The 17,435-nt window shown below is 48.2% G+C and carries 14 protein-coding genes, 1 tRNA gene and 1 pseudogene; 12 read left to right on the forward strand and 4 right to left on the reverse strand.

The features are described 5' to 3' along the window. Positions 1–91: 91 nt before the first annotated feature. Positions 92–1,291 (forward strand): winged helix-turn-helix domain-containing protein, encoded by a 1,200-nt coding sequence (locus HWX74_RS17430; protein ID WP_176014854.1) that lies wholly within the window; start codon positions 92–94, stop codon positions 1,289–1,291. A gap of 73 nt (positions 1,292–1,364) precedes the next feature. On the opposite strand, the gene HWX74_RS17435 is transcribed toward HWX74_RS17430, so the two are convergent. The 3 genes from HWX74_RS17435 to HWX74_RS17445 all read right to left on the reverse strand — a co-directional run bounded on the left by HWX74_RS17435 (position 1,365) and on the right by HWX74_RS17445 (position 4,369). Beyond that, on the reverse strand, positions 1,365–2,177 hold the full coding sequence (locus tag HWX74_RS17435) for a prepilin-type N-terminal cleavage/methylation domain-containing protein (RefSeq protein WP_176014855.1): 813 nt from the start codon (positions 2,175–2,177) through the stop codon (positions 1,365–1,367). Between the two features lie 390 nt (positions 2,178–2,567). Further along, entirely contained in the window at positions 2,568–3,668 is a 1,101-nt protein-coding gene (locus tag HWX74_RS17440; RefSeq protein WP_176014856.1) for an FtsW/RodA/SpoVE family cell cycle protein, read from the reverse strand. Then, on the reverse strand, positions 3,665–4,369 hold the full coding sequence (locus HWX74_RS17445; RefSeq protein WP_176014857.1) for a hypothetical protein: 705 nt from the start codon (positions 4,367–4,369) through the stop codon (positions 3,665–3,667). Before HWX74_RS17445 ends, HWX74_RS17440 begins: the two co-directional genes overlap by 4 nt. 237 nt (positions 4,370–4,606) lie before the next feature. On the opposite strand from HWX74_RS17445, the gene HWX74_RS17450 reads away from it, so the two are divergent. The 3 genes from HWX74_RS17450 to HWX74_RS17460 all read left to right on the forward strand — a co-directional run bounded on the left by HWX74_RS17450 (position 4,607) and on the right by HWX74_RS17460 (position 6,888). Continuing rightward, on the forward strand, positions 4,607–6,448 hold the full coding sequence (locus HWX74_RS17450; protein ID WP_254872370.1) for a hypothetical protein: 1,842 nt from the start codon (positions 4,607–4,609) through the stop codon (positions 6,446–6,448). A gap of 87 nt (positions 6,449–6,535) precedes the next feature. Beyond that, positions 6,536–6,611 (forward strand) — tRNA-Thr (locus HWX74_RS17455). Between the two features lie 25 nt (positions 6,612–6,636). Further along, positions 6,637–6,888, forward strand: coding sequence for a hypothetical protein (locus tag HWX74_RS17460; RefSeq protein ID WP_176014859.1), 252 nt, complete (start codon positions 6,637–6,639; stop codon positions 6,886–6,888). 60 nt (positions 6,889–6,948) lie between these two features. On the opposite strand, the gene HWX74_RS17465 is transcribed toward HWX74_RS17460, so the two are convergent. After that, positions 6,949–8,610 carry an ATP-dependent RecD-like DNA helicase gene (locus HWX74_RS17465; protein WP_176014860.1) on the reverse strand — a complete coding sequence of 554 codons (1,662 nt, stop codon included), beginning with the start codon at positions 8,608–8,610 and terminating at the stop codon, positions 6,949–6,951. Between the two features lie 333 nt (positions 8,611–8,943). On the opposite strand from HWX74_RS17465, the gene HWX74_RS17470 reads away from it, so the two are divergent. From HWX74_RS17470 to HWX74_RS17505, 8 genes and pseudogenes are all read left to right on the forward strand, one after another. Beyond that, entirely contained in the window at positions 8,944–9,141 is a 198-nt protein-coding gene (locus tag HWX74_RS17470) for a DNA-binding transcriptional regulator (protein ID WP_217705007.1), read from the forward strand. A 56-nt stretch (positions 9,142–9,197) separates the two neighbouring features. Continuing rightward, positions 9,198–10,124, forward strand: coding sequence for a DUF5655 domain-containing protein (locus tag HWX74_RS17475; protein ID WP_176014861.1), 927 nt, complete (start codon positions 9,198–9,200; stop codon positions 10,122–10,124). Between the two features lie 48 nt (positions 10,125–10,172). Beyond that, a pseudogene (locus HWX74_RS20345) lies at positions 10,173–11,245 on the forward strand (virulence RhuM family protein). A 226-nt stretch (positions 11,246–11,471) separates the two neighbouring features. Continuing rightward, the gene (locus HWX74_RS17485; protein WP_254872371.1) at positions 11,472–12,041 is read left to right on the forward strand and encodes a restriction endonuclease subunit S; all 570 of its coding nucleotides are present in this window, start codon (positions 11,472–11,474) and stop codon (positions 12,039–12,041) included. A gap of 2 nt (positions 12,042–12,043) precedes the next feature. Next, positions 12,044–13,615, forward strand: coding sequence for a type I restriction-modification system subunit M (locus HWX74_RS17490; RefSeq protein WP_176014863.1), 1,572 nt, complete (start codon positions 12,044–12,046; stop codon positions 13,613–13,615). Then, the gene (locus HWX74_RS17495; protein ID WP_176014864.1) at positions 13,612–14,817 is read left to right on the forward strand and encodes a restriction endonuclease subunit S; all 1,206 of its coding nucleotides are present in this window, start codon (positions 13,612–13,614) and stop codon (positions 14,815–14,817) included. Before HWX74_RS17490 ends, HWX74_RS17495 begins: the two co-directional genes overlap by 4 nt. A 2-nt stretch (positions 14,818–14,819) precedes the next feature. Further along, positions 14,820–16,421: a DUF6119 family protein gene (locus HWX74_RS17500; protein WP_176014865.1), complete on the forward strand. Its 1,602-nt coding sequence runs from the start codon at positions 14,820–14,822 to the stop codon at positions 16,419–16,421. Between the two features lie 8 nt (positions 16,422–16,429). Next, positions 16,430–17,434, forward strand: a complete 1,005-nt coding sequence (locus HWX74_RS17505) for a Fic family protein (protein WP_176014866.1) — start codon at positions 16,430–16,432, stop codon at positions 17,432–17,434. Position 17,435: the final 1 nt, after the last annotated feature.

Below are 17,435 nucleotides of genomic sequence, written 5' to 3' on the forward strand. Positions count from 1 at the left end.
TATAGGAATGAAACGGTGGTGAGAGTCATTGCGGCTCGGCTTTTTGGTTATTCATCTTGACGTGGGAATCGGGATGGTGTATACTATCTGAATGAGTTCGATCATCCATATCACCAAGCCTGAAGCCAGGCGTTTCCTGGTTCGTTATCATGGTCTCGACGGGGCTGCTTCGTGGGAAGGCGCTGACGGGATCATGCAGTGTTTCGAACGGCTTGGCGCTATCCAGTACGACCCGCTGGATGTGGTTGGCCGCAATCCCGATTTGGTGCTTCAAGCCCGGATTGCCGGTTATCGTCGCGGCCAGATTGACGAACTGCTCTATCGGGAACGTCTGCTGGTCGATCAGTGGGATAAGCAGATGTCGATTTACCAGACTGCCGAATGGGCGCACCGAACCCGGCTTCGGACGGCTTATGCCGAAGCCGTCCACCATTGGTTAAGGCATTACCGCAATTCCGAAGCCGCGTTGGAGACCCTCGACGCGGTCTTGGCGGCATTGGCCGAAAAGGGGCCGGTGTTGCCGGCTAGGCTCGATTTCGGCGCCGTGCCGAATCATTCGGGGTGGGGATCGCGCAAAGTTGCCGGCGTTGCTTTGGAATATCTGGCCGCTCGTGGCGAAGTCGGAATCCATTCCAGGCGCAATACCCAGAAAATTTATGCGCTGATCGGCGATCTGTTGCCGCCGGAAGTGTTGAATGCCGCCGAACCTTTCGCCGATGAACACGAATTTCTGTTGTGGTATGCGCTGCGCCGGGTGGAGGCGGTCGGCCTGGCGGCGAACCGCTCCGGCGGCACCTGGTTGGTCAATCTGCTCGATTCGACGCCGCGGCGGACGCCGTTGCTGGAAGAACTGGTGGAGCAGGGGCGTCTTTTGCGGATTGCGGTGGACGGGAGCCGGGAGCGACTTTACATGCCGGCGCGTTACCGTCGGCTCCTGGAAACCTCGGAGGAAAGGGAACGGAGGGTACGCTTCCTGGCGCCGCTGGACAATATGCTTTTCGATCGCAAACTGGTGGCGACGGTGTTCGGCTTCGAATACTCCTGGGAAGTATATGTGTCGGAAGCCAAACGGCGTTATGGCTATTATGTGCTGCCGGTGTTGTATGGCGATGAATTGATCGCCCGTTTCGAACCGGAGCTGCATCGGGGAGATGCCCCGTTGGTCATCAAAAACTGGTGGTGGGAACCCGGCGTGCGCCGCACTCCGGAATTACGCCGCGCCATCACCGCCGCCAAACGGCAGTTTCACACTTTTCTGACGGTGAAATCACCGGAGGTTGCCGCTAAATAGGACTGCAATCAAAGACAACTGCCTCCGGGAGTTTCCCTCTCGAAAGCAGTTGTGACAGTCTATTGTTTAGATATTAGAAACCAACTTCTTTCTCTTCATTGCTGGCATCATAAACCCAAATACTTCCCAGTTTGCCGTAAAGCCATTCACAGCCTTTGAATTTTGACATTTCATTGATGTGGAAACTCGTAGCATGCCCATCCATGAACGACATATTCAATTTTCCATTGTGCCGCGCTTGCAATCCTGGAGCACCGCCGCCGTAGAAAGCGATATCCGTCGACTGAGTTCCATCAGATTTGCGGTAGGAATCAGCAGTTAGATAGTATTCCGAGGGACGTTCTACTTTACTGACCACCACCGGCAGCGGTTTGACAGTACCGTCAGCCGGAACGATGCAGCCATGATAGCCGACATCCCAATTATAAGCAGTGGTCGGCGAATCGCTTTGAGAAACAGTGGCATAACCGACGTAATGGCTGATTTTTTCCGGGCCGCTCGGGCAAAGATGAATACGAGCGTCATTGATAGGCAGGTAACCAAGGCCTAACGTCGGATTATTATCGATTGCCTTGCCAAGGATTTTGTTATCACTGTCCGGAGTCCCGTAAATGACTGGCCATAAATAGGCAGTCCCCCAGCTTTCATTGCGCACTTGGGTGTTGATATAATTGTCATAATCGTTGCTGTACAGAATCATCGCTAAAGAGATTTGTTTTTGATTGCCAACGCATTTGATCGCTTGGGCTGCTGCTTTGGCTTTTCCCAACGCCGGCAACAGCATGGATGCCAGAATAGCGATGATCGCAATGACGACCAGCAATTCAATCAATGTGAATTTCATACTTCTCATTTTACTCGGTCCTTTCATGTCTTTATCTTTCATGATACTTTTGGGATTACGTTATAAGTATAGGGTATTTTCCGTTAAAAGACAATAGCACAAGGCTTGATTTAATGATCTTATTCTAGCACAAAACGCTTTTTGTAAAAATTGCTTCCTGATTTTTTGAATATGATTTTTATTCAAAATAATTTTGGTTATAAACAACATAACTCTCATCAATTCACTTTTGTTTCTTTCAGGAAAACCATCGTTTCCCCGGATGTTTTTGTCAAAATAGCACACAATATCGGAATCGATCGCCATATGAAGATGGACAATACGCTGTTCGTTTGGTTCGGGGATTCGGGAAAAACAGCCGGTAAAAATCGAAATATCCGGTCCCGGCCGTCCGATTCGCCCATTGCGGTCCGCCTGTTGCCGCCATCGGTCTTACTGGCATGGCTTAATATTGTGAACATCGGCCGCCGGCCGGCCGGCACTGAGCGCCAGGCCGATCAGCAGACAACTGCCGAACATTGAACTGCCGCCGTAGCTGACCAACGGCAGCGTCAGGCCGGTCGGCGGCAACAGAGCCAGGTTGATGCTGATATGGAGCAGGGCTTGAATGGCCAGCAAACCGGCGGCGGCGACGACAAAAAGCCGTCCGGTCCGGTCCGGAGCGGTCATGCCGAGTTGCCATAAAAGGTAGATAAGGGCGGCAAAAGCGGTCAAATAAGGTAGGACGCCGAAGAAACCGACAGCCTCGGCCATCGCCGCGAAAATGGAATCGTTGTAGGCCAGCGGCAGGTAGGTGTTGCTCCAAAAAGCGTTACCCAGTTCGGTGCCGGTCCAGCCGCCGCGGGCGATCGCCAATTGAAATTGCCGGATATGCCAGCCGGAATGCAGCAGATCGCCGTCCGGATTCCAGAAGGCGGCGAATCGCCGCCAGACATAAGGCGACCGCCAGGCTGCCAGCAGTGCGGCGACCGGCAATGCGGCCAGAAACGCGAAGAGATAATGGCGGTGGATCCCGGCCAGCATGGCGATGAGAAAAAACGCTCCGCAGTACAGCAGCGCCATGCCGTAATCCGGCTGTAGAATTAGTAGCCCGACTACCAGACCGGTAAAGCCGGTGGCGATGGCCAACTGCCGGAACCGCAACGGGGTGGCGGTAAAGATGCCTGCCAGCACCAGCAGCACGGCTGCTTTAAGCGGTTCGGAGGGCTGCAGCCAGAAATCACCGCAGGAAAACCAGCCAAGCATCCCGTTGAGACGGACGCCGAAGAGAAGTACGCCGGCCAGTCCGGCAATCGTCAGCGCGGCCAGCCATGGCAATGCAGCGAGAATATAGCGGAATTTGAGTTGTTGCAAACCGAACATTGTGACAAAGCCCAACCCGAGCCAGCACAGTTGGCGGCTCAAGAAGCCCCAGGTATCGTCACCGCCGCTCTGGGTGGAATAAATGGTCAGGCACCCCCAGAGGCCGATCAGGACGGTCAGCGCCTCGATCAACAGCGTCCGGCGGTAATATTGCGACAGCGGACGGCTCATGGGGCACCGGCAATCAGTTCGGCCAGCCGATCAGGCAGATGGACATCCTGGCCCGGCACGATTTCGGCGATCAGTTGCCAACTGCCGTCGATCCATTGCCGGTGCTGGTCGAGCATGACCGAAAAAATACCTTCCCGGCCGGCCAACTGTTGATCGTATTGGCGTTCCCAGCCGGACCGTCCGGACATTGTATTGTTGCGGATTTCCACCGTGCCGGCCAATTCCCGGATGCGGGGATGGTCGTATACTTTGCGTCGCAGGTAGGGGACGATGGCGAAATCGGGCGAAGAGCCGATCAGTTTGACCAGACGCTCCAACTCTTCCGGCGTCAATTCGGCTTTTAAAACCTGCGGGGATTGCGGATTGCAGCCGGCGCTCGGCCAGCGCAGCTCCGGAAACTGCCGCTGCAGGGCGGGGAAGGCCTTTTGGCGGCAACTTTCCGATTGAAAACCGGCGACGGTCAGAAGCAGATCGAAACTCCGCTCGCTCCAGCACAGCGGTATGCCGTCGGCCGAGAAAATCGTGCCGCGCGGCGCCGGCAGGACGCCTTCGTAGCGGGACATCGAAACACTTTCATCCAGAAAACGATGACGTCCCGGACCGGCCAGATCGAAAAAAGCCGCCGCCGCCAGCAAAGCCCAGATGCTCAGTATCGTCAATAAAATTTTTGCCCGCAGGCTGAATTTGGATGCATCTTTCATAATATTTCCGGTCAATTTTCCGCTTCTCTAAAAGATACAACCGGAGCGGGGGCAGTGCAATTATTTTTTCAGAATCTTTTAACTAAATTTTATCGCCCAAATTTGAATCGGCTCGAAATATGGTTATATTAACTGGCTCGTAGTAATGGTTTCATCAAAGATGGAATCCGGTACTGGTAGACACGGCAATAGGAATTTATTAGTCAGAGAACAGTGAAAGGGAAGGCCGTGGTGGAAATGATAGAGTTGGTTCGACAATATGGAGTGTTGTTGCTGTTTCCGCTTGGAACATTTCTATTGGCGATGTTTTTGACCCGGCTGTGCATTGCCTGGCTGCCGCGTTTGGGGTTCATTGATTTGCCGGATCCGCGCAAGATTCATCACAACCCGATTCCCCGCGGTGGCGGGATTGCGGTGATCATCTCGTTCTTCTGCGGTTTATTCGCTTATACCTACTGGTTTGCCCCGGATGATTCAATGCAGCGGATGCTGTATCTGCTGTATCCGTCTTTGTTGATTTTTGTGATCGGAATCCTGGATGACCGTTTCATGCTGTCCGCTTTGCTGAAATTGGTGATGCAGGTGGCGGCCGGCGTGATTCTCTGGTCATGCAGGGTCCGGATTATGGAGGTGTTCGGCTGGGAGTTGCCGATCGTGTTTTCGCTGCTGGTGACGGTATTCTGGGTGGTGGCGCTGATCAACGCGTTTAATCTGATCGACGGGCTCGACGGGCTCTCTTCCGGGCTGGCGATTGTCGCGTCGTTGTGTCTGGCCAGTTGGGCGTTGTTGAACAAAGATATCGTCAGCATGGTGATGATGCTCATTCTGGCCGGCGCCTGTCTTGGTTTTCTGCGTTACAACTTTACGCCGGCCAGAATTTTCATCGGCGATACCGGCAGCATGTTTCTGGGGCTGGTGTTCGCTTATGCCGGGCTGCAGTTCATGAATACTTCGGTGACGCTGACTTCGGTGCTGGTGCCTTTGCTGGCGGTCGGCGTGCCGGTTTTCGATGTATTTCTGGCCTTCTGGCGCCGGCTGATGCGTAAACTGTGCGATCCGCAGCAGAACGGCATTATGACGCCGGACCGGGAGCATCTGCACCACCGTTTTCTGGATAAATTCCACGACCAGAAAAAAACCGCGCTTTATATGTATTGCATCGCCTTCGCCTTTGCGGTGGTGGCGCTGGTGATCACCTTCATCGGGCAGACGATGCGGGTGCCGGCTTTTTCCTATGCCATTCTGCTGATTACAGTTTTCATTGTCGTCAAGCGTTTTGCCAATATTGAACTTTACCAGTCCGCCCGTTTTATCCTGTTCGGCGTTCCCCGGCCGCGGCGGAGTTTGATGATCTTTTTGCTGCATCCTTTTTTCGATCTGGCGGTGATCACCTTTGCCTACGTGATAATCGCCTTTTCTTTTCCGGGCAAGTGGCGCGACATGTTTTTGTCCACCGGCTGTATCATGCCGGTGTTTCTGGCGTTGCTGCTCAGCGGCGTCTATCGGATTTACTGGCTGCGGGCGAATATCAGCGATTACTGGTTTCTGGCGGAAGTGATTTTTGTCGGCTGCGCTCTGGCCTTCGGTTTCTACAGTTATTATTACGCCACGGAATACGTCCGCTATTTCTATACGCCGTTTCTGACCTATTTTCTGTTGGTGCTGGTGTTGATCGGCGGGGAGCGCTACCTGTTGCGTTATGCGGAGAGTTTCATGTTGCGTTCGATGTTCATTCGCAAGAGCGGTCTGGAAGGGATGCAGAAAGTGCTGTTGTACGGCGGCGGTTTGAATTGCCGGTTGTATCTGTCCAGCTTATACCACCGTTACGAGCAGAAGACCTGGAATGTCATCGGTGTTGTGGATGATGACAAGGCGCTGCAGGGATTGCGTTTGAACGGCTTGCGGGTTCTGGGCCGCGGCGAGAATTTGGAAGAAATCTTTGCGAAATATCATTTTGTCCGTCTGGTGATTACGACGAACAATATCAGTGAGGAACGGGTAAAGGAACTGCAGAACTTCTGCCAGCTTCACGGCATTGCATTGCGACGGTTCAAAGTCGGGGAAATCAAGTTGAACTGAACGGTTTTTGAGGATAAAATCCCATTTATTTTCAAAAAGCAAGCTTGTATTTTCTGACAGACAGATTATTTTATAAAACATTTCCGGGCCAATGTAGCTCAGTCGGTAGAGCAATTCACTCGTAATGAATAGGTCATCGGTTCGATTCCGATCATTGGCTCCAGTTTAAAACACTGGAATCCAGCAGGTTGCAGAAGCAAACCACGCTGGATTTCTTCTTTTTTACCCAAATTGCCAGTTACCACACGTTACCCTCAGATACCACTGGAATAATGGTACATTTGCCAACAATTTGCCAACACGATTTTCCCCTCAAAAACGGACTGAAAGTGCGATTTATGCCGGACTTTTCGATCACTAAAGGAAAAATATCCGGAAAAAGCCGTCAGGAAGCGAACCTGCCGAGCTCAATTCTCTTTGTGAAGGTGCCGGAAGTTTGACATGCGAAGCCCCTGTCGGCAAATTTTTGCCGACAGGGGCGTAATCTGGATGAAGATGAACTAAGCGGCACAAAATTGTGTCCGATATTTGATCAGGCGCACCTTATTGATCAGCCAACACAACGCGGCGTGCCAAAGCTGTGTGCGCTGCAGCTTGGTAAGCTCGTAATAGATCGAAAGAGCCCACACGGTTTCCGGTGTACTGCATATTGCAGCTTCACCATCGCTCTCCTGCGGACAGCGGCAGCAGAACTCCCGATATGCCTGCTGCAAACAGGCCAGTACCGGAATCTCGGAAGCCTCCTGCCATCCCAGATCGATGACCGACGGTGTTCCGACTAATTCATCCGGCAGGCGGTCGAGATGCCGGGTCAGGATTTCCCACCATAGCTTCAAGGAAAAATCCCAGCCACGATACGCCTCGATTACTTCCGGTATACAGATCGTGTCGCCTGCGGTGATTGGCGTGACCAGAAAAATCCCTGCCGCCGTCCGGCAACGCGACAGTGCAGTATAAAGCTGTCCGGAGGCAAAGCAGCCACTCCCCAACCGCAGTTTGAGCTGGTTGAACGTCATCCCCTGGCTCTTGTGGATAGAAATCGCGTAAGCTGCCTTCAACGGCAACTGCGTAAAGCTCCCATCTTTTTTCAATGTCAGCCGCTCTCTGCCGTCATCGTCGTGTGCCACGGAATATCCCCAATGTTCCCATTCCATGCCTTCCACCGTAATGACCGGTCCGCGATCCAGCCGGACGATAACTCGTGGCTGGTCCTGAGATAAAGTGTCGATCCGTAAAATTACTCCAAGATCGCCATTGACATAAGGGTCTTCCGTACGGTTTTGGTTGCGTAACAGCATCACCCGTAATCCTGCCTTCAATTTCAAATCCTTGTCCGTCGGATAGCTTTGCCAGGGAAAATCTCCGGATATAACTGCCCGAGAATGGATAACTTCCCCGGAAAGTTTTTTGAGAGCCTGACGATTCAACCGTTCAGCATCAGCATTACGGGTGCACAGCTCAATGATGGATTCACCTTCCGGAACCTCTTTGCAGAACACCCGATTGGCTTCACACAGCCATTTTTCCGATTCCGAAGGTATCCCGTACCGAATGTCATTGAGGCGATTAAGAAGCCAATTGTCTTTCTGCCGCATCACCTGATGGAGGACAATGGTTCTGATTTTTGCATTCTGCCATAGCTGCGTCTGAAATGCCAGACAGCCCCCGAATTGCCGCGCCAGCCAGGCGGGAAGATCGAAATCCGGTAATGGTTTGACCACCGGCAGCAATTGACAGAAATCACCGCAGAAAACCATCTGTTTGCCGCCGAACGGCGAATTGATACCGGCAGCGTCGCGCAGCCGTTTGTCGATTGCGGCCAGACAGTCGCTGCGCAGCATGGAAACTTCGTCAATCACAATTGTTTCAACGCGCTGCAGAACTTTTCTTTTCTGATCATCCAGCGGCTCCAGCAATTCCGGGGAGAGTACCGCCAGAGGTTTCAAACTGAAAAAGCGGTGACAGGTTTCGCCGTTGATCTGCCGGGCCGCCATCCCGGTCGGAGCGAGAAATACCACGCTTCGTGCCGTCTGCTTGCGAAACGCCATCAGTACCGTACTTTTTCCCGTCCCTGCCTTGCCGGTCAGAAAAACATTTTTTCCCCTTATCAATTCCCGCAAAGCCTGCTGCTGTTCTTCCGTCAAGATCACATTTTCACTCATATTGCCTCCCGAAATTATAAAGACAATATAATACGCGCCCCCTGAAATATCAACACAAGATATTTATATGCAAATGGTTAAAAGGCATGCCAAATGATGAGCCATGAGAATAAATGAGAACCTGTGATTCAAAAAAAATTTTTCGTTTATCACATAAATTTTTGAAGAAACTGAAATTTATCCTTCCCTCGCGTGACCCGTTAATCTTGATACGAGCAGATGAAAGGCGGATATTGCGATATGACTTTTCCGGAAGCATTGAAAAATCATTTTGCAAACGACATAGTGAATGCTATATTTGATACAGTATAATGAATTTCGGGAAATTTTGAGATGCCTTCCATGGAAAATATTGCGGAACAACTGAAAGCGCTGCGCCGACAGCGCGGCTGGTCGCAGGAAGACCTGGCGCGAGAACTCGGCGTCAGCTTCTCCACCGTCAACCACCGGGAAAACGGCAAGGCCAGGCCTTCCGGACTGGCGGGAAATCAAAATTTCCGACTTCTTGATAGAAATGATGTGAGCCATTAAAGCGTTTCTGTTTCCACGAAATGGAAATAGGTTTATAAAAATCAGAAGGGCCCAATATGTCTATCTTTCAGTTGAAACAGAACAGCTTAAGCCAAATCAAGGAAATGCCGTTCAAACTGGAACGGGAGATTCAAGGTTTAGTTGAAAAAAATCTCGATATTTTGTTAGGTCTTGAGTTTGTCAAGTCGGAATTTACCATCTCCGGGACGGTTCAGCAGCTTCGGATTGATACACTTGCTTTTGATTTGAAAAACAAGGCATTTGTCATAATTGAGTACAAGCAGGATAAAAGTTTCAGTGTCGTCGATCAGGGGTATGCCTACCTCTCTGTTATGCTTAACAACAAAGCCGATTTTATCTTGGAGTATAACGAAAGCAGTGGCAAGGTTTTAAAAAAAGCGGATGTTGACTGGTCGCAATCGCGTGTTATCTTCATTTCTCAGGCATTCACTCCGTATCAGAAAGAGGCGATCAACTTCAAGGATCTCCCGATTGCATTGTGGGAGATCAAACGGTTCAGTAATCAGACCATCAGCTTCGAGGAAATTCGTAAACTCAACGCGACGGAAAGCATCAAAACGGTATCAGCAGGCAATAGTGCCGTGGATTCTGTCAGTAAAGTAGTTGTGGTGTATACTGAGAATGACCGTTTGAAAGATATTCCGGAAGATATACTTGAGCTTTACGGGCAGCTTCGTGAGAGAATCCTTGAGCTTGGAAATGTAGAAATCAAGGCAACGAAACTTTATGTTGCTTTCACCGTCAACGGCTCCAATTTCACTGATATCGCCATTCAGAAAAAAGCATTGAAACTCTGGATTAATCTTTCCAAAGGCGACTTGGAAGATCCGTACAAACTGGCCCGTGATGTAGCCAATATCGGCCACCATGGGAATGGGGATTATCAGTTGAGCATTTCCAGTGCCGACAAACTTGATTATATTATCACTTTGATCAAGCAGGGTTATCAATCGAAAGTATAGAATTCGCGTACATCGGATGCTCATTCTGGACGCAGATAAGAAAACAATATGAGAACAAAGAAAAAGACAACCTCGGCTCCGACAATTCGCAGTTCTGCTGCGGAATACTTGACTTACGTTGCTTCTATCGGCAACATTGAGCAGAATGTCGAGATTCGTTACGAGGACGAAAATATCTGGCTGACCCAGAAGGCAATGGCGTTGCTTTATGATGTGGAAACCAATACGATTAATTACCATATCAAAAAAATATTTTCCGATAGTGAGCTTCAGCCGGAATCAGTTATTCGAAAATTTCGAATAACTGCCGCCGATGGAAAAAACTATTCGGCAAACCACTATAATCTTCAAATGATTATAGCGGTCGGATTCAAGGTTAATTCCGAACGTGCCGTTCAGTTCCGCAAATGGGTCAATGAGATTGCCGCCACCTACACCATTAAGGGGTGGGTAATGGATGAGGAACGCCTCAAGCGCGGTACTTTCCTGACTGATAAATACTTTGACGAGCAACTGAACGAATTCGGGAGATTCGTGCCAGCGAGCGTAAATTCTATCAGAAGATCACCGATCTTTATGCAACAGCTTTGGATTACGACAGAACTGCCTTGGCAACCAAGCGCTTCTACGCGACAGTTCAGAATAAGATGCACTTCGCGGTTCACGGACATACTGCGGCAGAGCTGATTGTTACTCGTGCCGATGCGGAGAAGGATCACATGGGGCTGACCACCTGGCAGGATGCCCCGGAGGGGAAAATTCGAAAATCTGATGTTTCGGTGGCGAAAAACTATCTGATGGAACCGGAATTGGCTCAGCTGAATCGGATGGTTACTGCCTATTTGGATTTTGCAGAGAATATGGCTTTACGCAAGATCCCGCTCACAATGGCAGACTGGGAAAAGCGCTTGAATTCATTCATTGAAATGTTTGAATACGGCCTGCTGAAAGACGCAGGCAAAGTGACAACTGAAATCGCAAAAATTCATGCTGAAACAGAATTCGAAAAATACCGCGTGATTCAGGATAAGCTGTTTCTCTCCGACTATGATCGGTATCTGCTGGAACTGGAAGCGAAAGCCGAAGAAGCAAGATATAGTCCTAAAGAATCTGTTCGATAGTTCAGATTTAAGCCAGACTATTTCATCAAACACACATCTCCACGCTATTGGAGACAGTAAAATCCCTCATAGCAATAAGAACCAAAAGCAAACGGTGAAGCCCCGCTCACCTGAATCTTGATTTTTTTGCAGTAATCCCAAAACAACACTTGACAATTGCAAGGACTTGCGGTATAATAAAAGCAGAAAATAAAAACAACAGTAATGAGGTTACTGCAAGTTGAAAGTGAAATTAAAAGATCTGACCGATATTCAAACCGGATATCCATTCCGGGGCGCTATTGTTGCCGGATCGTCAACCGAAGGCCTTGCGGTTATTCAAATGGGAGATTTGGCCGAAAATCTTGTCCCGGATTTGAAAAATGTTATTCGGAGTGGATCTGTTTCTGTTAAAGCGGGACATGTTCTGAAATCCGGAGATATCCTATTTCGGGCGAGAGGAAATTTTCCGGCGGGATATTGGCTGAAAGAACTCCCTGAACGTATGATTGCGGCAGCGCCACTGCAACGAATCCGAATCAGAACCAACGTGCTTTTACCGGGGTTTCTGGCATGGTACTTACGGCAGAGTGCCGCACAGTCTTATTTTGAGGCCAATTCCCAGGGATCTTCTTTGCGTATGGTGGGAATCGACGTTCTGGAGAATCTGATGATTCCGGTTATTCCCTTGGAAAAACAGCAAAAAATCATTGAGCTGGTGGAGCTTTCTGAACGGGAACGGGAGCTGGCTCAAAAGTTGATCGCATTAAAATCCGTCTATATCAATAAAACCGTCAATCAGTGGCTTGGAGAATGACAATGGCAACCGATAAAATCAAGCAGGAAACGATCAGCAATGCGGCGTGGAGTGCCTGCGACACCTTCCGCGGAGCAGTCAGCCCGGAACAATACAAAGACTATATTCTGGTGATGCTCTTTTTGAAGTACATCAGCGACACCTGGAAAGCGCACTATGCGGAATATCGCAAACAATATGGGGATGATGACACGCGGATTCGACGTAAATTGGAGCGGGAACGCTTCATCCTTCCGATGGTCGATTATAAAAAAGAGAATCCCCTGACCCGGAAAATGGAAATTCAGGATACGTTCGAAGCGAGTTTCTACAGCCTGCTTGAGCGTAAAAATGCGCCGAACATCGGAGAACTCATCAATATTACCCTGGATGCGATTGAAGAGAAGAATAAAGCGAAACTCGAAGGCGTGTTCCGCAACATTGACTTCAATTCCGAAGCCGCACTCGGACGGATTCAGGACCGCAACCGCCGCTTGGCGTTGCTGCTGGAGGACTTCAACAAGCCGGAACTTGATCTGAGCCCGAACCGGGTGGATGAGGATATCATCGGCAATACCTATATGTTCATGATTTCCAAGTTCGCGGCGGACGCGGGGAAAAAAGCGGGTGAATTTTATACGCCGACATCCGTTACTGAATTGGTGGCCAAATTGGCAAATCCCAAACCGGGACAGCGGATTTGCGATCCGGCCTGTGGTTCGGGGGGCTTGCTGCTGGCGGCGGCGCGTGAAGTGGGAGAGAACAATTACGCCTTGTACGGCATGGAAGTAAACGGAGCAACCTGGGCGCTCTGCCGGATGAATATGTTTCTGCATAATGCCGACAGCGCCAGAATCGAGTGGTGCAATACCTTGACGGCTCCGACGCTGGTAGAGAATGACCAGTTGATGAAATTCGATATTGTCGTCGCCAATCCGCCGTTTTCGCTGGATAAGTGGGGGGCGGAAAACGCGGAAGCGGATCGTTTCAACCGCTTCTGGCGCGGCGTTCCGCCCAAGAGCAAGGGGGACTGGGCGTTTATCTCTCATATGATCGAGGCGGCAGAACCGGGTTCCGGCCGGGTGGCGGTGGTGGTGCCGCACGGGGTATTGTTCCGTGGCAGCAAAGAAGGAATGATCCGCAAGGCGGTGATAGAAGAAAACCTGCTGGATGCGGTGATCGGTCTTCCGGCCAATTTGTTTTTCAGCACGGGAATTCCGGTGGCGATTCTGGTCTTCGACCGCAGCCGGGAGCGCGGCGGCGTCAATGAAGCGCGCAAAGACATTCTGTTTATCGATGCGTCAAAAGAGTTTGTTCAAGACAAAAAGCAGAATTCCATGAATGACGCGCAAATCGCGCGGGTGGTTGAAACCTGCCGTAACCGTCGGGATGTGGAAAAATACGCTCACGCGGCTACGCCTGCCGAAATCAGAGAGAATGATTTCAATCTGAATATTCCGCGCTATGTGGACACCTTTGAACCGGAAGAAGAGATCGACATCGACACCGTCCAGTCCGAAATCGACCAGCTTGAAACCGAACTCGCCCAAGTTCGTATCAAGATGGCTGAACTGCTGAAAGGGATCAGGCGATGAAACTCCCTGTTGGTTGGCGAAAAATTAAATTGAAGGATTGTGGCAAATGGTTAGGTGGAGCGACCCCTTCTAAAGATAAAGCTTCTTTTTGGAATGGCGACATACCATGGGCATCGTCACAAGATATTAAGTCCAGGACGCTAAAGTCAACAACATATTCAATTACAGTAGAAGGGTTGAATAATTCATCTTCAAATCTCATACCGGTAAACTCTTTGTTGATGGTAACTAGAAGCGGAATTTTGAGACACACTTTTCCTGTCTCTAAGACATTATTTCCGGTAGCAATTAATCAGGATATAAAAGCTCTGATTCCGCATATTGAGTTCAGCACTGATTATATTCAAGCCTTATTATCCGTTGATAATGTTAATATATTAAAATTGTGTTCCAAGGTTGGAACGACTGTTGAAAGCATAGAATATGATGCATTGAGATCATATCTTTTATTGTTTCCTCCCTTGCCGGAGCAGCGACGGATTGCGGAGTTTCTGGGGACCTGGGACGAGGCGATTGAGAAGTTGGAACGACTGATTGAGGCGAAGGAGAAACGCTTAAGTTGGATTCGTGCCAATATTCTTACAGGCAAGGTTCGCATTAATGGATTCAGCTCAAAGTGGAAACAAATAATTTTTTTAGAAATCGCCTCTCGTGTAACAAGAAGTGTAGGAAAAGCGAGAGTTGCACCTGTTAGCATTTCCGCGGGCAAGGGCTTTGTCTTGCAGGAGGAAAAATTTGGACGGAATATAGCAGGGAAACAGTATTCGAAATATACTCTCTTATTTCCAGAGGAATTTACATATAACAAAGGAAATTCAAAAACTTACGAGTGCGGTTGTGTTTATCAGTGGCGAGGCAAAGCCCCCGTTGCTGTCCCTAATGTTTTTGTCAGTTTCTCACTTAATGCTAAACTAGCAGATGCACGATTTATCTCTCATTTTTTTGAAGCAGATCTTCATGCAAATGAACTGCGCAAGTTTATTAATAGTGGAGTTCGTAACGATGGATTACTTAATGTAACACCAGATTGTTTCTTTAAAATCATACTATCGCTTCCTGAGTTACCGGAGCAAAAAGCAATTGCCAATATTCTTGACACAACTTCACAAGAGATTGATATTCTACGTGCCGAGCTTATAATGTTCCAAAAGCAAAAGCGCGGATTGATGCAGAAACTTTTAACCGGAACTTGGAGGGTATGAGAATGGAAAATAAAACAAAATCGTTCTCAGCCACATTTCGGTTGCTAAAAGAGCATAAAGAAATTGCAGATGCGTTTTCTTTAGAAAATAAATTAGAGCGTATCCCCGTCAATACTACTACGAATAATATATTGGCAGATGTTCAGGTATATGCAGGACAAGTTTATGAAAGTGATCCTAGTTGGCTTGGCTTAATTTCTGAAATAACAGAAAAACCTCTTGAATTCAAAAATAAAGGTGCTGCTGTTGTTATTTTTATACCTATAAGTGAAAGATGGTTTGCAGTTTCTTTTGGCATGGCACAAATTTGCCTGAATCGAAATGCTTTTGAGTGTGATTTTGGGTTGAAGGTGTGTCTCAATAAAATTCCTCGTGATAAGATAAGAACACTGGATACTGCGTCACCAGATAGTACTACCATTCAAAAAAGAATTCAGGCAAGTGCGGAATGTGACTTCTCTTTATTTTCTATGGATATAGAAAAAGATATTCTACGTTTATTGTCAGGAAAGCCTACAGATAAAGAGTTTGCATCAAGCATGACCGGTCGAGATACTTTACAGATGACCTGTAAGATTACTATTCCTTCATTAAAAGAAAAATGCCAAGAGCTTTTAGAGACTTACCAATCAGAGGAGTACAAAAAAATATATCCTTGGATTGATCACATAAAACAGATTCGAGATGATGAAATTATCTCTATCTTAAATAGAAAATTGTCTGATGAGATTCAAGCTCTACGAGATGGGAGACAAAATAGTCTCTATCTAGCCATACCAGAAATCATTGATCCTGCAGCTGATTATGCCTATCGATATAATGGATTATCGTACCGCTCTCGGAAATATCTTACCCTATCTATTGAGGATTACAAAACGGAATTGCAGAAAGAATTGCCAAACGAGCTAAGCGATTATACTAAACACAGAATTTCGATAATCAGCAGCAATTTCCCGTGTATGGAATTCTCTATATTCGAATGCTTAAATTTTGAAACATCAATCGATGATAAGAATTATATATTATGGAATTCATCTTGGTATGAAATCGATACCGATTTTGCTCGGGAAATAGAAAAAAACTGGCAACAAGCATTAGTAGCAAACGAGTATCTGATACAAGAAACCCCAATGCCAACAGAAGAAAAACTGATTGAGGATTTAGAGAGGAAGAAGACGACTTGGCAAAAATTGGATAAGAGGAAAATTAATCCGTCCAATACTAGTTATGCAAATATTGAACCTTGTGATTTTTTTGTTCCACCAAAAAGTTTTTACCACTTAAAGGACGGCAGTAGTTCTGCTTGCATTAGCCATTTATGGAACCAAGGTCTAGTTTCTGGAGAATGTTTCCTTAAAGATGAGAAATTTAGGCAGGATTTGCGGAAGATGCTTAATGATTCTTTAAAATCAAAAGTACCTGCAAGAAAAGATACAAAGCCTGTAGCAAATGAATACAAAATTATTTTTGGAATCATGCGTAAGCCCTCGCAAGATGGAAACATCAATATTCCATTTTTCAGTAAAGTTAGTTTTCGGTCTGTATTTCAACGCTTAACTGAGCTAGGGTTTCAAGTATTTGTGAATCCCATAAGAAAGGTGTAAGTTAAATCATGAACAACTTATTCCCTGAATTTGTGATTACGCCGGTAATGGTTTCGTTGGTAGCGGCGATTTGTGAACGGCTTGGACGGCTACACGGGACGTTCCGGCGCGATTTGCGGCTGCGGCGGATCAGCCGTATCCGGACGATTCAGGCGTCGTTGCAGATTGAGGGAAATGTCTTGACCGTAGAACAAGTGACCGCCGTTCTTGACGGCAAAAACGTCTTGGCTCCGGCGCGCGATGTGCAGGAAATTCGCAATGCGCTTGCCGCTTATGATAAATTGGACACCTGGAAGGCCGCTTCGGTTGCCGATCTGTTGGATGCCCATAAAACGTTGATGACCGGATTGGTTGACCGTCCCGGGGAGTTCCGCTCCGGCAGCGTCGGAATTCAAGGAGGGCAGGAAATCCTGCATATTGCGCCACCGGCTCATCTGGTTCCCGGGTTAGTGACGGCCCTGTTCGACTATCTGCATTCCGAAGAGATGCATCCGCTGCTCAAAAGTTCCATTTTTCATTATGAGTTTGAATTCATCCATCCTTTTGTTGACGGCAATGGTCGGCTCGGACGCCTTTGGCAGACGTTGATGCTGCAGAACTTCAATCCGATCTTTGCCTATATTCCGATTGAAAATATGATTCGCAACCGCCAAACCGAATATTATCAGGCACTCAATCAGGCCAATGCCTCCGCGAACAGCGCATGTTTTGTGGAATTCATTCTCCAAACGATTTTCGATAGCCTGAATGAAACTGAAATCCATCAGGATACCAATCAAGTTACCCATCAAGTTAAATTGTTGTTGAAATGTTTGCGGAACGGTTCGGAGTTGAGTTCATCCGAATTGTTGAGCAAGCTCAAGTTGAAAGATCGGGTGAATTTGCGCAAAAACTATCTCGTTCCGGCATTGGAAGCCGGATTGATTGAATATACCGTTCCGGAATCCCCCACCAGCCGCAACCAGAAATATCGGCTGACTGCACGTGGAAAATTCGCTATGGGAGGAAAATAAT

This window comes from Victivallis sp. Marseille-Q1083 (assembly GCF_903645315.1).
Taxonomy (GTDB): Bacteria; Verrucomicrobiota; Lentisphaeria; order Victivallales; family Victivallaceae; genus UMGS1518.

Excerpts from the sequence above, each read along its gene's own strand:
- HWX74_RS17465 (WP_176014860.1), bottom strand. The coding sequence starts at position 8,610 with ATGAGTGAAAATGTGATCTTGACGGAAGAACAGCAGCAGGCTTTGCGG.
- HWX74_RS17475 (WP_176014861.1), top strand. The coding sequence starts at position 9,198 with ATGTCTATCTTTCAGTTGAAACAGAACAGCTTAAGCCAAATCAAGGAA.
- HWX74_RS17430 (WP_176014854.1), top strand. The coding sequence starts at position 92 with ATGAGTTCGATCATCCATATCACCAAGCCTGAAGCCAGGCGTTTCCTG.
- HWX74_RS17500 (WP_176014865.1), top strand. The coding sequence starts at position 14,820 with ATGGAAAATAAAACAAAATCGTTCTCAGCCACATTTCGGTTGCTAAAA.
- HWX74_RS17450 (WP_254872370.1), top strand. The coding sequence starts at position 4,607 with ATGATAGAGTTGGTTCGACAATATGGAGTGTTGTTGCTGTTTCCGCTT.
- HWX74_RS17445 (WP_176014857.1), bottom strand. The coding sequence starts at position 4,369 with ATGAAAGATGCATCCAAATTCAGCCTGCGGGCAAAAATTTTATTGACG.
- HWX74_RS17440 (WP_176014856.1), bottom strand. The coding sequence starts at position 3,668 with ATGAGCCGTCCGCTGTCGCAATATTACCGCCGGACGCTGTTGATCGAG.
- HWX74_RS17495 (WP_176014864.1), top strand. The coding sequence starts at position 13,612 with ATGAAACTCCCTGTTGGTTGGCGAAAAATTAAATTGAAGGATTGTGGC.
- HWX74_RS17435 (WP_176014855.1), bottom strand. The coding sequence starts at position 2,177 with ATGAAAGATAAAGACATGAAAGGACCGAGTAAAATGAGAAGTATGAAA.
- HWX74_RS17470 (WP_217705007.1), top strand. The coding sequence starts at position 8,944 with ATGCCTTCCATGGAAAATATTGCGGAACAACTGAAAGCGCTGCGCCGA.
- HWX74_RS17505 (WP_176014866.1), top strand. The coding sequence starts at position 16,430 with ATGAACAACTTATTCCCTGAATTTGTGATTACGCCGGTAATGGTTTCG.
- HWX74_RS17490 (WP_176014863.1), top strand. The coding sequence starts at position 12,044 with ATGGCAACCGATAAAATCAAGCAGGAAACGATCAGCAATGCGGCGTGG.